The organism is Mesorhizobium sp. M4B.F.Ca.ET.017.02.2.1 (genome assembly GCF_003998955.1).
Lineage (GTDB): Bacteria > Pseudomonadota > Alphaproteobacteria > Rhizobiales > Rhizobiaceae > Mesorhizobium > Mesorhizobium abyssinicae.
The window spans coordinates 1-12,889 of sequence record NZ_RZOF01000173.1; the positions used below are offsets into that span (position 1 = coordinate 1).

General features: G+C 64.8%; 13 protein-coding genes and 1 riboswitch. Of the genes, 4 read left to right on the forward strand and 9 right to left on the reverse strand.

The annotated features are described in order from the left end of the window. Positions 1-341: transporter substrate-binding domain-containing protein (locus EN738_RS20075; RefSeq protein ID WP_127285228.1), on the reverse strand; the 341-nt coding region annotated here is incomplete at its 3' end. Between the two features lie 91 nt (positions 342-432). After that, the gene (locus tag EN738_RS20080) at positions 433-1,527 is read right to left on the reverse strand and encodes a 2'-deoxycytidine 5'-triphosphate deaminase (RefSeq protein ID WP_127285229.1); all 1,095 of its coding nucleotides are present in this window, start codon (positions 1,525-1,527) and stop codon (positions 433-435) included. A 78-nt stretch (positions 1,528-1,605) separates the two neighbouring features. Continuing rightward, positions 1,606-1,683, forward strand: a riboswitch (SAM riboswitch). Positions 1,684-1,741: 58 nt separating this feature from the next. Here EN738_RS20080 and EN738_RS20085 point away from each other — a divergent pair. Beyond that, positions 1,742-2,929, forward strand: a complete 1,188-nt coding sequence (locus EN738_RS20085; protein WP_127285230.1) for an O-succinylhomoserine sulfhydrylase — start codon at positions 1,742-1,744, stop codon at positions 2,927-2,929. A 21-nt stretch (positions 2,930-2,950) separates the two neighbouring features. Here the strand turns inward: EN738_RS20085 and EN738_RS20090 are convergent, their stop codons facing one another. Then, the gene (locus EN738_RS20090) at positions 2,951-4,105 is read right to left on the reverse strand and encodes a ceramide glucosyltransferase (RefSeq protein ID WP_127285231.1); all 1,155 of its coding nucleotides are present in this window, start codon (positions 4,103-4,105) and stop codon (positions 2,951-2,953) included. Positions 4,106-4,330: 225 nt separating this feature from the next. On the opposite strand from EN738_RS20090, the gene apaG reads away from it, so the two are divergent. Beyond that, the gene (apaG, locus tag EN738_RS20095; RefSeq protein WP_127285232.1) at positions 4,331-4,723 is read left to right on the forward strand and encodes a Co2+/Mg2+ efflux protein ApaG; all 393 of its coding nucleotides are present in this window, start codon (positions 4,331-4,333) and stop codon (positions 4,721-4,723) included. A gap of 54 nt (positions 4,724-4,777) precedes the next feature. Next, complete coding sequence (locus EN738_RS20100; protein ID WP_127285233.1) at positions 4,778-5,581, forward strand: alpha/beta hydrolase; 804 nt, start codon at positions 4,778-4,780, stop codon at positions 5,579-5,581. A 76-nt stretch (positions 5,582-5,657) separates the two neighbouring features. Here EN738_RS20100 and EN738_RS20105 read toward each other — a convergent pair whose 3' ends face one another. The 3 genes from EN738_RS20105 to EN738_RS20115 form a co-directional block, all read right to left on the reverse strand. After that, positions 5,658-6,692 carry an Hsp33 family molecular chaperone gene (locus tag EN738_RS20105; RefSeq protein ID WP_127285234.1) on the reverse strand — a complete coding sequence of 345 codons (1,035 nt, stop codon included), beginning with the start codon at positions 6,690-6,692 and terminating at the stop codon, positions 5,658-5,660. A gap of 78 nt (positions 6,693-6,770) precedes the next feature. After that, positions 6,771-7,682: an ornithine carbamoyltransferase gene (gene argF, locus EN738_RS20110; RefSeq protein ID WP_127285235.1), complete on the reverse strand. Its 912-nt coding sequence runs from the start codon at positions 7,680-7,682 to the stop codon at positions 6,771-6,773. 17 nt (positions 7,683-7,699) lie between these two features. Next, positions 7,700-8,899, reverse strand: coding sequence for an aspartate aminotransferase family protein (locus tag EN738_RS20115; RefSeq protein WP_127285236.1), 1,200 nt, complete (start codon positions 8,897-8,899; stop codon positions 7,700-7,702). Between the two features lie 356 nt (positions 8,900-9,255). Here EN738_RS20115 and EN738_RS20120 point away from each other — a divergent pair, with 356 nt between their 5' ends. Then, positions 9,256-9,774: a GcrA family cell cycle regulator gene (locus tag EN738_RS20120; RefSeq protein ID WP_126056595.1), complete on the forward strand. Its 519-nt coding sequence runs from the start codon at positions 9,256-9,258 to the stop codon at positions 9,772-9,774. A gap of 112 nt (positions 9,775-9,886) precedes the next feature. Here the strand turns inward: EN738_RS20120 and EN738_RS20125 are convergent, their stop codons facing one another. From EN738_RS20125 to EN738_RS20135, 3 genes are all read right to left on the reverse strand, one after another. Further along, a complete protein-coding gene (locus tag EN738_RS20125) occupies positions 9,887-10,897 on the reverse strand; it encodes a magnesium and cobalt transport protein CorA (protein WP_127285237.1) in 1,011 nt (336 codons plus the stop codon). Between the two features lie 91 nt (positions 10,898-10,988). Beyond that, positions 10,989-11,714 (reverse strand): phosphate signaling complex protein PhoU, encoded by a 726-nt coding sequence (phoU, locus tag EN738_RS20130; protein ID WP_127285238.1) that lies wholly within the window; start codon positions 11,712-11,714, stop codon positions 10,989-10,991. A 113-nt stretch (positions 11,715-11,827) separates the two neighbouring features. Then, positions 11,828-12,889 (reverse strand): ATP-binding protein (locus EN738_RS20135; RefSeq protein WP_127285239.1); only part of this gene is annotated, 1,062 nt, incomplete at its 5' end.

Genomic DNA, 12,889 nt, shown 5'->3' on the forward strand with positions numbered 1-12,889 from the left:
GTATAGTATTTGTGGGTGAAGGCGACCTGCTTCTTGCGTTCCTCGGTGATGCTCATCGAGGCGATGATGGCGTCGAATTTCTTGGCCTGGAGGGCCGGAATGATGCCATCCCAGTCCTGGGTGACGATCTCGCATTCGACCTTCATCTGCGCGCACAGCGCATTGGCGATGTCGATGTCGAAGCCCTCGACCTTGCCGTCGGGCGTGATGGTGTTGAACGGCGGATAGGCGCCCTCGGTGCCGATCTTGATCTTTTCGGCGGCCTGCGCCGACAAGGCGCCGGCGCCGAGCGTCAGCATGGCGGCAGCGGCTGCCGATAGGATCCATCTGGATATCTGCATTTTCGTCTCCCTCTGTCAGGTTCTGGACCGGTGGCGCCAGCCAAGCATGGCGCGCGGGACCGGGCAAGCGGAGTCTGACGCGGGCGACGGGTCAGCGCGCGGCGCGGAAATGCTTGGAGAGCTTCAAGCCCTGCGCCTGGTAGTTGGAGCCAAGGTCGGTGCCGTAAAGCGCCTGCGGCCGCTTCAGCATGTGCTCGTAGACCAGCCGCCCGACGATCTGGCCGTGATCGAGGATGAACGGCACCTCGTGGCTGCGCACTTCGAGCACCGCCCGGCTGCCGGTGCCGCCGGCCGCCGAATGGCCGAAGCCCGGATCGAAGAAGCCGGCATAGTGGACGCGGAATTCGCCGACCAGCGGATCGAAGGGCGTCATCTCGGCGGCGTAGAGCGGCGGCACATGCACCGCCTCGCGGCTGACCAGGATGTAGAACTCATCGGGATCGAGCACCAGCTCGCCGGCGCCGCTCTTGTAAAGCGGCTCCCAGTAGTCGACGACGTCCTGCGCGGCGCGCTTGTCGACATCGACGAGGCCGGTGTGATGCTTGCCGCGATAGCCGACCAGCCCGTCCTTGTCGCCATCGAGATCGATCGACAGCGCGATGCCGCCGCCGGAAATGTTGGGCGGCTCGGTGGCAACCAGCATCTCGGCATGGTGGAGATCGCGCAACTCGCTTTCCGACAGCAGCGCATTGCCGGTGCGGAAGCGTATCTGCGACAGGCGCGAGCCGGCGCGCACGACAATCGGAAAGGTGCGCGGGCTGACTTCGAGATAGAGCGGGCCATGATAGCCGGCGGCGATCTTGTCGAACTCGTGGCCGCGATCGGTCATCACCCGGGTGAAGATGTCCAGCCGCCCGGTCGAGCTCTTCGGATTGGCCGAAGCGGACACGTTCGAGGGCAATGCCAGGCCTTCCAGCAGCGGCACGATGTAGACGCAGCCCGTCTCCAGCACAGCACCGTCGACGAGATTGATCTCGTGCAGCTTCAGCCGGTCGAGCTTGTCGGCCACCAGATGATCGGGGCCGGGCAGGAAGGAGGCGCGCACGCGGAACGCCTTGTCGCCCAGCCTGAGGTCGAGGCTGGCCGGCTGGATCTGGTCGGCATCGAGCACGCGCGGCGACTTCAGCGCGCCGGACTGGAACAGCGCGGAAATGTCCTGATCGGGAAGAATGCCTGTCTGCCGCAAGGCTCCGCTCCAAGGCCGCTGGTACAAACCTCTTAATGAAGCCGGCAATTGACGCAAGCGCGGCGCGGGTCTAAAGGGTCGTTATCCCGTGGTGATTTGGCCGGTCGGCTTGCAGCCACGTTAAACAAGTCGCTAAAGGACCGTCGGGCCGCAAGGCCGTATGGACCGGTTGCGACTTTTCGCGGCCGGTTTTTTTGTATCTGGAAGTAGAGCGATGACCAAGAAGCGTGACTGGAAGCCTCAGACGGCACTCGTGCATGGCGGAACGCTGCGTTCCGGCTTCGGCGAGACATCAGAAGCGATGTATCTCACCCAGGGCTATGTCTACGAGACGGCGCAGGCCGCCGAAGCCCGCTTCAAGGGCGAGGAGCCGGGCTTCATCTACTCGCGCTACGCCAATCCCACGGTCGACATGTTCGAAAAGCGCATGTGCGCCCTGGAAGACGCCGAGGACGCTCGCGCCACGGCCTCCGGCATGGCGGCGGTGAGCGCCGCGCTGCTGTGCAGCGCCAGGGCGGGCGACCATATCGTGGCGGCGCGCGCGCTGTTCGGCTCCTGTCGCTGGGTGGTCGAAACGCTGGCGCCGAAATACGGCATCGAGGCGACGCTGGTCGACGGCACCGATATCGCCAACTGGGAAAAGGCGGTGCGGCCGAACACCAAGCTGTTCTTCCTGGAAAGCCCGACCAACCCGACGCTGGAAGTGGTCGACATCGCCGCTGTCGCCGCGCTCGCCAATTCGATCGGCGCCAGACTGATCGTCGACAACGTCTTCGCCACGCCGCTGCAGCAGAAGCCGTTGCAGCTCGGCGCCCACATCGTCGTCTATTCGGCGACCAAGCACATAGACGGACAGGGGCGCTGCCTCGGCGGCATCATCCTGTCGGACAAGAAGTGGATCGACGAGAACCTGCACGACTACTTCCGCCACACCGGGCCGAGCCTGTCGCCGTTCAATGCCTGGACGCTGCTCAAGGGCCTGGAGACGCTGCCGTTGCGCGTGCGCCAGCAGACGGAGAGCGCCGGCAAGATCGCCGACTTCCTCGCCGAACGGCCGGAGATCGCCCGCGTCATCTATCCGGGCCGCGCCGACCATCCGCAGGCCGAGATCGTCAGGAAGCAGATGTCGGGCGGCTCGACGCTGATCTGCCTCGACGTCAAGGGCGGCAAGCAGGCGGCCTTCGCCTTCCAGAACGCGCTCGACATCGTGCTGATCTCCAACAATCTCGGCGACGCCAAGAGCCTGATCACCCATCCGGCGACGACCACGCACAAGAACCTCAGCGACGAGGCGCGCGCCGAGCTCGGCATCGGCCCGGGCACGCTCAGGCTCTCCGTCGGCCTGGAGGACACGGACGACCTGCTTGCCGATGTCGAGCAGGCGCTGAAGGCGGCGAAATAGGGGACCTGGGCGAAGGCCCGGTCAGGCGCTCGAGGGCGTCTCTTCCAGTTCGGCCACCTTGGTGCCGATGGTCATGGCGTTGCCGCGCCAGTCGACGGCGCCGCCCAGCCAGCCGCGCGCCCATATCACCGGCAGCATCGCGTCGCGCACGATCATCGCCGCGACCGTGCGCGGCGACAGGTGCCAGCCGTTGGCCCATGCGAGGGCGCATTCCGGCAGGTAGGCGAGTGCCAGCACGCAAAGCGTTGTGGCCGGCAGGCTGATGCCCAATTGGGCCGCCGCTACCAGTGCCAGGACAAGCGGCACCGCCGCACCGGTCAGGATTTCGGGCGCGAAGAACAGCGGGAAGGTGACGCGGCGCAGCCGCGCCCAGCGCGCCTGGCGCGACCAGATCTCGCCAAGCCTGCGCTCGCCGAGCGGCTGCTCGAAGGGCGAGGCGACGAGATGGACGCGAAGGCCGATGCCGTTGACCAGCTTGGTCGCCGCGGCGTCCTCGGCGATCTCTGCGGCAAGCGCGCGGATGCCGCCATTGGCGTCGAGCATGGGCTTGTTCCACAGCATGCTCTTGCCCTGGGCGAAGCCGAGGCCAAGCGCCTCGCCGGCATATTGCCAGCGCGCCTGCAGCGTGTTGAGGAAGGCGCATTCGACCTCGGCCCAGAAGCCGTCCGGCCGCGAGCCGACCGGCGTCGAGCAGACGAGGCCGGTATCGGACCTCCACGCGGCCATCAGCTTATGGATATAGTCGCGCGGCATCAGCACGTTGGAATCGGCGAGGATCACCCAGTGGTGGCGCGCCGCCTCCCAGCCCTTGACGCAATTGTTCAGCTTCGGATTGGCGCTGACGCGGTCGTCGCCGACCAGCAGCCGGGCCGGCACCTTGGGAAACCGGGCAATTGCCCTGTTTATCAGCTTGACCACCGGATCGTCGGCATGGGCGACGCAGAAGATCAGCTCGTAGCGCGGCCCGTCGAGCGAGAAGGCGCGCTGCAGCGTCTCCTCGGCAAACGGCTCGATGCCGCGCGAGGGGATGACGATCGACACCGGCGGCGTCCTGCCCGCGGGCGCGGCCATGCCGCGCGGCGGCTTCAGCCGGCGCGCAGCAAGCAGGATGCTGGCGAGATTTGAGAGAAGCAGGGCTATGGAAAGCAGGGCGGCGGCCATGGCGATCAGTTCCATCGAGATCTGGTCACTCCGGAAAAGCCGGCCAGGAGATGGCCATTTTGAACAGGTCGACAGAGCGCTTGAGTCGCCCAGCACGGTCCGTGCACACCATCATTGTCGTGTGTCACTTAAATGACATTGTTTGCCGGCACGTGCGCATAAGGCGGAAGGGACAGGCGTCACGCATCGTTGACCCGACAGCGGAGTGCGCCGAAAGTTCCCGAATTGTTGGGGTAGCTCATGTATCGCGCCGTCACGCGCAACATCGAAGTTCAGGTGAGGCCGTTCTATCTGGAGGATCGCTCCGATCCTTCGGAGAACCGCTATGTCTGGGGCTACCAGGTGACAATCGACAACCGCTCGGACGAATTCGTGCAGCTGCTCTCGCGCTACTGGCACATCACCGACGGCAGCGGCCGGGTGGAGGAGGTGCGCGGCGCCGGCGTCGTCGGCGACCAGCCCGAACTCAATCCCGGCGACAGCTACCAGTACACCTCGGGCTGCCCGCTCTCGACGCCGTCGGGCATCATGGTCGGCCACTATACGATGCGCAACAAGCGCGGCGAGACGTTCAATGTCGCCATCCCCGCCTTCTCTCTCGACCTGCCCGGCACGCGGCGGACGGTGAACTAGTGGCCGCGTACGCTTGGCCGCCACTGCCCCAACCGCACGCCAGGCAGCGGCTTGATGGACAGAATTGAAACAGGGTTGTTTCTGGGCCGGCTGCCGTTCGCAAGAGTTGGACAAGGACCGGAAAGTCTTCTCATCATCAACGGCGGTCAGGGGTTCATGATGAAACCCCGGCCATCAAGACTGGAGAAGGATGCCGGACGGCTCATCCGTATCCTTCCACCCAACACGAGCTTCGTGCTGATTGGCTACGATCCCGCTCCAAAAGCCGATCCTTCGCTCGAGGGCATGGCCAGAGACATCGCGGAGATCATCGACGCCGACTTCAAGAAGCCAGCGAGCCTGATGGGTATTTCCTATGGCGGCGTTGTCGCCACGCAGGTGGCCGCGCGGTACCCGGACCTTGTAGGCAAGCTGATCCTGCTGGCGAGCGCGCATGGCTTTTCGGCCGATGGAAAAAGGCGGCTCAGGAAACAGATCCAATTCGCACAGGCCGGACAATTTCACGCTTTGCTGAAGGAATTCACGACGGTGTTCCGGCGACCCTGGTTGAACCTTCTTTTGCGTCTTCGACTGAGGTTCGAAGCACGCAGCCTGGTTGCGCGGATGGGGGCGCCGAGCACGATCGTCCGCTATCTCGAAGCAATGCTCGACGACGATGTGACGGAAGAAGACCTCCGCAACATCTCGGCGAGGACTCTGATCCTCGGCGGTGAAAGGGACCAGTTCTTCGGCGGGATGATGGAAGCCACCGCGAGCGCGATCAGCGGCGCGAAGCTCATGGTGCTCGGAAACGAAACCCACATGGCTCCCGTCGAACGAGCCTCGGATGTCCGCAGGCACCTCCAGGAATTCATTTGACGCGGAGATCGGTGCGGCGCCTAGAGCGCGTCGCGCTGAAATAGATCAGGCGACGCGCTTGGTCTGGAAAGTGACCCTATTGAGCCGCGGCGAACTCTGCCGGGTCGAAGTCGTACTGCGTCGAGCAGAACTCGCAGGCGACATGGATGCCGCCCTCCTCGGTGCTGTCCTTGATCTCCTGGGCGGAGAAGCCGGCGAGGATGCCGCGGATCTTCTCGCGCGAGCACGAGCACTGGTCGGCAACCGGCACGCCGCCGAAGACGCGCACGCCGTGTTCGTGGAACAGCCGGTAGAGAAGGCGTTCGGCACCGACAGTCGGATCGATCAGCTCGGTCGGCTCGATGGTGCCGAGCAGCGCGAGCAATTCCTGCCAGGAATTGTCGGCCGGCTCATGGACCGCTTCGCGCGGATCGCCGTCGCCGCCGGAAATGTCCGGCACGCGCATGCGTTCCGGCGCCTTCGGCAGGAACTGCGCCAGAAGGCCGCCGGCGCGCCATTGCTCGCGGGCGCCACCGGGACCGGGCGTAACCAGCTTGGCCACCGACAGCCTGATGTCGGTCGGGATCTGCTCCGACTGGCGGAAATAGGTGCGCGCGGCCTCCTCCAGTGAGGAGCCGTCGAGCTGGACGATGCCCTGATAGCGCTGCGTGTGAACGCCCTGATCGATGGTCAGCGCCAGCACGCCGTTGCCGAGCAGCGTCTGCTGCGAGACCTCGCCGGCGGCGGCCAGCGCCTGCAACCGGTCGGCATCGAAGCGCGCATAGCCGCGCAGCGCATGCGGGGTTGAGAAATCTGCCACCAGCATGTCGACCGGCCCGTCGGTGCGGGTCTGCAGGATGAACTTGCCCTCGAACTTGAGCGAGGTGCCGAGCAAAACCGTCAGCACGCAGGCTTCCGCCAGCAGGCGCGCGACCGGCTCGGGATAGTCGTGGCGGGCAAGAATGGCGTCGAGCATCGGCCCGAGCTGCACGGTGCGGCCGCGCACGTCGAGCGGCGCGACCTCGAAGGGCACGACGTGATCGTCGCCGGCGTAGCCGAATTCGCCGAGTTGCGGGTGATGTTCAGTCACTTGACGGGTTTCCAACATGACAAAGCTCCGGGGCGCGGCCATGCCACCCTTTGGGGTGCATGCGTCCAAACGCGCTCGATTTGCGTGATGCGCCGCAGATAGGCATCACACCTCCGGAGATCAAGCTCCCAGACACCAGGCCAAAACCGCCTTCTGGGCATGCAGGCGGTTCTCGGCCTCGTCGAACACCACCGAATGCGGCCCGTCGATGACCTCGTCGGTCACCTCCTCGCCGCGATGCGCCGGCAGGCAGTGCATGAACAGCGCGTCCGGCTTTGCCTTCGCCATCAGCGCCGCATTGACCTGATAGGGCAGGAAGACGTTGTGGCCGCGCGCGCGATGTTCCTGGCCCATCGACACCCAGCAGTCGGTGACGACGCAGTCGGCCTGATGGACGGCCTCCTCGGCCGAGCGGGTGAAGTTGAGCTTGCCGCCATTGGCCTTCGACCAGCCGATGTGCTTCTCGTCCGGCTCGCTGCCTTCCGGCACCGCGACGTTGAGGTTGAAGCGGAAACGCGCCGAGGCTTCGAGCAGCGAATGCAGCACATTGTTGCCGTCGCCTGTCCAGGCGAAGGTCTTGCCGGCCACCGGACCGCGATGCTCCTCGAAGGTCATGATGTCGGCCATCAGCTGGCACGGATGGGTGTCGTCGGTCAGCCCGTTGATGACCGGAACGGTGGCGTTCTCGGTCAGCTCCAGCAGCCGCTCATGCGAGGTGGTGCGGATCATGATGGCGTCGACATAGCGCGACAGCACCTTGGCGGTGTCGGCGATGGTCTCGGAGCGGCCGAGCTGCATCTCGGTGCCGGTCAGCATGATGGTCTCGCCGCCGAGCTGGCGCATGCCGACGTCGAAGGACACGCGCGTGCGGGTCGAGGGCTTGTCGAAGATCATCGCCAGCACCTTGCCCTCGAGCGGCTTGGTGTGCTCGCCGGCCTTGAGCCTGGCCTTTCGCACCATCGCGTCGTCCAGCATGACGCGCAAATCGCCTTCGGAAACGGCGGACAGGTCGGTAAAATGGCGAACGGACATCGGCAATGGTTCCGGAACTACTTCGCGGCGGCCGAGGCGATGGCATCCGCCAGGCCCTGGGCGCCGGCGCGGATGCGGTCGAGCGCTTCGCCGATCTCGGCATCGGTGACGGTGAGGGGCGGCAGCAGGCGAATGACGTTGTCGCCGGCCGGAACTGCGAGCAGATGCTGGTCTCGCAGCGCCATGTTGACCTTGGTGTTGGGCATCACGCATTTGAGGCCGAGCATCAGGCCAGTTCCCCTGATGCCTTCGAGGACCTCGGGGAACTCGTCGGCGACGCCGGCCAATCCCTGCTTCAGGAGCAGTGCCTTGCGCTGGACATCCTCGAGGAAGCCTTCCTCCAGCACCACGTCGAGCACCGCGTTGCCGACCGCCATCGCCAGCGGATTGCCGCCGAAGGTGGTGCCGTGCACGCCGGCGGTCATGCCGACCGCAGCCTCGTCGGTGGCGAGGCACGCGCCCAACGGGAAGCCGGCGCCGATGCCCTTGGCGATCGCCATCAGGTCCGGGGTGACGCCGGACCATTCATGCGCAAACAGCTTGCCGGTGCGGCCGATGCCGCACTGGACCTCGTCGAAGATCAGAAGCAGGCCATGCTGGTCGCAAAGCTGCCGCAGCCGCTTCAGCGACTGCGTCGGCACCGGGCGGATACCGCCCTCGCCCTGCACCGGCTCGATCAGGATGGCGGCCGTCTCCGGCGTGATCGCCTTCTCGGCCGCGTCGATGTCGTCGAAGCCGACCTGGTCGAAGCCTTCGACCTTGGGGCCGAAGCCTTCCAGATATTTATACTGGCCGCCGGCGGCGATCGTCGCCAGCGTGCGGCCGTGGAAGGCGCCTTCGAAGGTGACGATGCGGAAACGCTCGGGATGGCCCTTGACGAAATGGTAGCGCCGCGCCGTCTTGATGGCGCATTCCAGCGCCTCGGCGCCCGAATTGGTGAAGAACACCTTGTCGGCAAAGGTCGCCTCGACGAGCCGCTCGCCGAGCCGGCGCTGCTCCGGAATCTCGTAGAGGTTGGAGACATGCCAGAGCTTCGCCGCCTGCTCGGTCAGCGCGGCAACCAGATGCGGATGGCTGTGGCCAAGTGAATTGACGGCGATGCCGCCGGCGAAATCGAGATATCGCTCGCCCTTGTCGGTGACCAGCCAGGTCCCCTCCCCGCGGTCGAAGGCCAGGGGAGCGCGAGCAAAGGTCTCGTAAAGCGCCGAACCGCTCATTATATGCGTCTCCGGAACCGGAAAATCAAAAAAGCCGCCAAAGCGGCGGCCTTTGCGGCTTATCGTGTTTTTCGGCCATGAAGTCAACGAAAACGTCGCGCATAGGCGCGCGGCACGCCCCCGACGGGATGCCGGTTCATAAGCAGCCGGCAAGTTGGGGAAAACCGGAAAAACCGATTCGTGTTGCCCTGGGGACTCTTGTCACCGAGTCAGCGCATGAGGTATTTGTAGTCGAGAAATAACTAGATTTCGTGCGGCGGACCTAATCACCCGATATATGTGGTGTTGTCTGCCCGGCGGGAGCCGGGACGGGAAGGGATTCCGATCGCCGCACGCCTCAGCAGGAGCGCGGTCTCATGAACTGGACTGACGAGCGGGTAGAACTTCTCAGGAAACTGTGGTCGGAAGGGCTGAGCGCCAGCCAGATTGCCGCACAGCTTGGGGGCGTCAGCCGCAACGCGGTCATCGGCAAGGTGCATCGCCTGAAGCTGTCGGGCCGCGGCCGCGCGACGGCAAGCCCGGCGCGCCAGAAGAAGACCGTGCAGGGATCGTCCATCCAGAAATCGGTATCGCGGGCGGCGACCGCCACGCGCCACGTCACCACCTCGATCGGCGCGACCGCGCTGCAGGCGCAGTTCGACGCCGAGCCGGTGGCGCGGCACTATATCCGACCGGTGGAAAACGTGGTCGTGCCGATCTCGCGGCACCTGCAGCTGGTCGAGCTGACCGAGCGCACCTGCAAATGGCCGAATGGCGACCCGCTGTCGGAAGACTTCAACTTCTGCGGCAACGACGCCGCCGAGACCGGCCCGTACTGCAAATACCACTCCCGCGTCGCGTTCCAGCCGGCGGCGGAGCGGCGCAGAAGCCGCTGAGCGAATAGCGAATAGCGAATAGCGAATAGGAACGGCTTGGCTTCCGTGACAGGGAGCAAGCCGTTTTCGGTGTTCTCTATTCGCTACTTCCTGTTCGCTGTTCGCTCTGCCTTCACAGCCATCCATTCTTCCTGAACCGCCAGTACAGGAACGAGCAGATCAGCGCGATCGCAACCAGCACGGTCGGGTAGCCATACTCCATATGCAGTTCCGGCATGTCGTTGAAATTCATGCCGTAGATGCCGGCGAAGGCCGTCGGCACCGCCAGGATGGCGGCCCAGGAGGCGAGTTTTTTCGAGATCGCCGTTTCCTGGCTCTGGCCGACCAGAAGACTGGCTTCGAATGCGAAGGCCAGCACCTCGCGCAGGCTGTCGATCTTTTCCTGGACCGTGCGGATATGGTCGGTCACGTCGCGGAACAGCGGGTGCATCGAAGCATTGATCTGCGGCAGATCGGCGCTGGTCAGCCGGCGGCAGACCTCGACCAGCGGCAGAGCCGCGTTGCGCAGCCGCAGGAGATCGCGGCGCAGCATATAGAGCCGCTCGATGTCGGAGCCGGTCATCGGCCTCAGCAGGACCTTGTCCTCGATCGCCTCGACCTCGTCCTCGATCTGCTCCAGCACCGGCATGTAGTTGTCGACGATGAAGTCGAGAATGGCATAGAGGACGAAATCCTCGCCTTTGGCGAGCGAATGCGGGCAGGTTTCCCAATGCTGACGGACCGCGGCATAGGATGTCGAGGGTCCATGCCTGACGCTGACGATGTAGCCGGCGCCGACGAACAGATGCGTCTCGCCGAAGGTGACGCGGCCGTCGATGAGCTGGGCGGTGCGCGCGACGATGAACAGGGCATCGCCATATTGCTCGATCTTCGGCCGCTGATGCGGATGCTCGGCATCCTCGATCGCCAGATCATGCAGATGGAACTGCGCCTGGACGCGCAGCAGAAGATTGCGGTCCGGCTCCAGAAGTCCGATCCAGACGACATGGTCCGGCTTCTTGGCCCAGTCGCCGGCCTCCTCGATCGGAATGTCCGCGACGCGGCGGCCGGCCGTATAGACGCTTGACGCGATAATGCCGGACGTCGGCGCAGGAGCCGGCGTGAGGTTCCGAACGTTTTCCATGGCAACCTCCTGAGGCACGGCCACTGAGCAGGATTCAGGAACGTTCGCGGGAGCTTAGCCTAAATTAGCGCGGTGTTCGAGAGGCGGCCGTTCACTTCACCGGCAGCGTGCCGGGAAGCACGATCTTGTCCGTCTTGTCGCCCTTCGGCCGCTCAGCCGGCATCTGGTCGCCGGTGACGATGTAGTAGATGGTCTCGGCGATGTTGGTGGCGTGGTCGCCGATGCGTTCGATGTTCTTGGCGCAGAACAAAAGATGCGTGCAGGGCGTGATGTTGCGCGGATCTTCCATCATGTAGGTCAAAAGCTCGCGAAACAGCGAGGTGTACATGGCGTCGATCTGGTCGTCGCGGTCACGCACGAAGCCGATCTTCTCCACCGAGCGCGAGGCATAGACGTCGAGCACTTCCTTGAGTTGCGTCAAGGCGAGGTCGGCGAGCGCCTCGAGGCCGCGGAACAGGCTGGTCGGCTGGCGCCCGTCGATGACGGCAGCCACGCGCTTGGCGACATTCTTGCCGAGGTCGCCGACGCGCTCGATGTCGGCCGATATGCGGATCGCGCCGACGATCTCGCGCAGGTCCGTTGCCATCGGCTGACGCTTGGCGATGATGACGATCGCCTTGTCGTCGATCTCGCGCTGCCCTTCATCGAGGACCTGATCGTCCCGGATGACCTTCTGGGCGAGGCCGGGATCGGCATTGACCAAGGCGGTGATCGCCTGCTCGACCATGCGCTCGGCATGTCCACCCATCGCAGCGATCCGCTTCGACAGGTATTTCAGCTCTTCGTCATAGGCGCTGACGATGTGCACGGACTGCATAGACGAAATGCCTTCCCCATGGTCTTGCGACCGAGTCGTTTCCTCGAATCCTGCGCTGATACGCTAGCCGGATGACAGAAAAAAGAAATGGCCGGTTAGTAGATAGTACGACCTCAGGCGGCCGGCAAATGGACCGAGAACGCCGCGCCCTTGCCGGCTTCCGACTTGATCGACAGCCTGGCGTTGTGGCGCGTCAATATGTGCTTGACGATCGACAGGCCGAGACCGGTGCCCTTCTGGGTGCGGCTGCTCTCGACATCGACCCGGTAGAACCGCTCGGTGATGCGCGGGATGTGCTCTTCGGGAATGCCTGGACCGTAATCCGTGATGGTGACGTCGATCCCCGGTTCGGGGCCGGTCCCGTCGCGCTCGATCGACACCGTGACGCGCCCGCCGGACTGGCCATACTTGCAGGCGTTCTCCAGGAGGTTCTCGAAGACTTGGAAAAGCTCGTCGCGGTCGCCCGGCACGTCGAGCGGGCCATCGACGAAATCGCGCTCGATGGCGACGCCGTTCTCGCGCGCAAGCGGCGCCAGCGAGTCGATGACGCTGTCGATGGTCTGGCGCAGATCGACCTCGGTTCCCGGCTTCAGATAGGGCTTCATCTCCAGCCGCGACAGCGACAGGAGATCGTCGATCAGGCGCGCCATGCGGCCGGTCTGGTTCTGCATGATCTGCAGGAACTGGTCGCGCGCGGCGGGATCACCGCGGGCCGGGCCGCGCAGCGTCTCGATGAAGCCCGAGATCGAGGCAAGCGGCGTGCGCAGCTCATGGCTGGCGTTGGCGATGAAATCGGCCCGCATCCTGTCGATCCGGCGCGCCTCGCTCTGGTCCTTGAACACCAGCACATAGAGGTCGGTGGCATGACCGACAGAGGAGGCGCTGACGCGGTAGGCGCGCTCGACCGGCAGCTTTTCGGTGTAGTCGACAATTTCGGATGCGACCGTGCCCGACAGGACGCTGTCCAGCAAGGCCTGCATTTCCGGGGCGCGGAACTTCAGCGACAGCGACATGCCCGGCGCGAGGCCGCCGAAGGCGGCGAAAGCGGCGGCGTTGGCATGGACGATAGTGGCGGTGCGGTCGAAGATGATCAGGGGATCGGCGACGGCGGCGGCGAGATACTCGCCGGAAAGGCGCTGCAGCCCGCCCGCCTCCATGGCCGCGGCGTCCTCGAT

Bases quoted from the DNA above. Each gene is read 5' to 3' on its own strand.
- EN738_RS20085 (WP_127285230.1), top strand. From the start codon at position 1,742: ATGACCAAGAAGCGTGACTGGAAGCCTCAGACGGCACTCGTGCATGGC.
- EN738_RS20100 (WP_127285233.1), top strand. From the start codon at position 4,778: ATGGACAGAATTGAAACAGGGTTGTTTCTGGGCCGGCTGCCGTTCGCA.
- EN738_RS20125 (WP_127285237.1), bottom strand. From the start codon at position 10,897: ATGGAAAACGTTCGGAACCTCACGCCGGCTCCTGCGCCGACGTCCGGC.
- EN738_RS20120 (WP_126056595.1), top strand. From the start codon at position 9,256: ATGAACTGGACTGACGAGCGGGTAGAACTTCTCAGGAAACTGTGGTCG.
- EN738_RS20105 (WP_127285234.1), bottom strand. From the start codon at position 6,692: ATGGCCGCGCCCCGGAGCTTTGTCATGTTGGAAACCCGTCAAGTGACT.
- EN738_RS20090 (WP_127285231.1), bottom strand. From the start codon at position 4,105: ATGGAACTGATCGCCATGGCCGCCGCCCTGCTTTCCATAGCCCTGCTT.
- argF (WP_127285235.1), bottom strand. From the start codon at position 7,682: ATGTCCGTTCGCCATTTTACCGACCTGTCCGCCGTTTCCGAAGGCGAT.
- EN738_RS20115 (WP_127285236.1), bottom strand. From the start codon at position 8,899: ATGAGCGGTTCGGCGCTTTACGAGACCTTTGCTCGCGCTCCCCTGGCC.
- phoU (WP_127285238.1), bottom strand. From the start codon at position 11,714: ATGCAGTCCGTGCACATCGTCAGCGCCTATGACGAAGAGCTGAAATAC.
- apaG (WP_127285232.1), top strand. From the start codon at position 4,331: ATGTATCGCGCCGTCACGCGCAACATCGAAGTTCAGGTGAGGCCGTTC.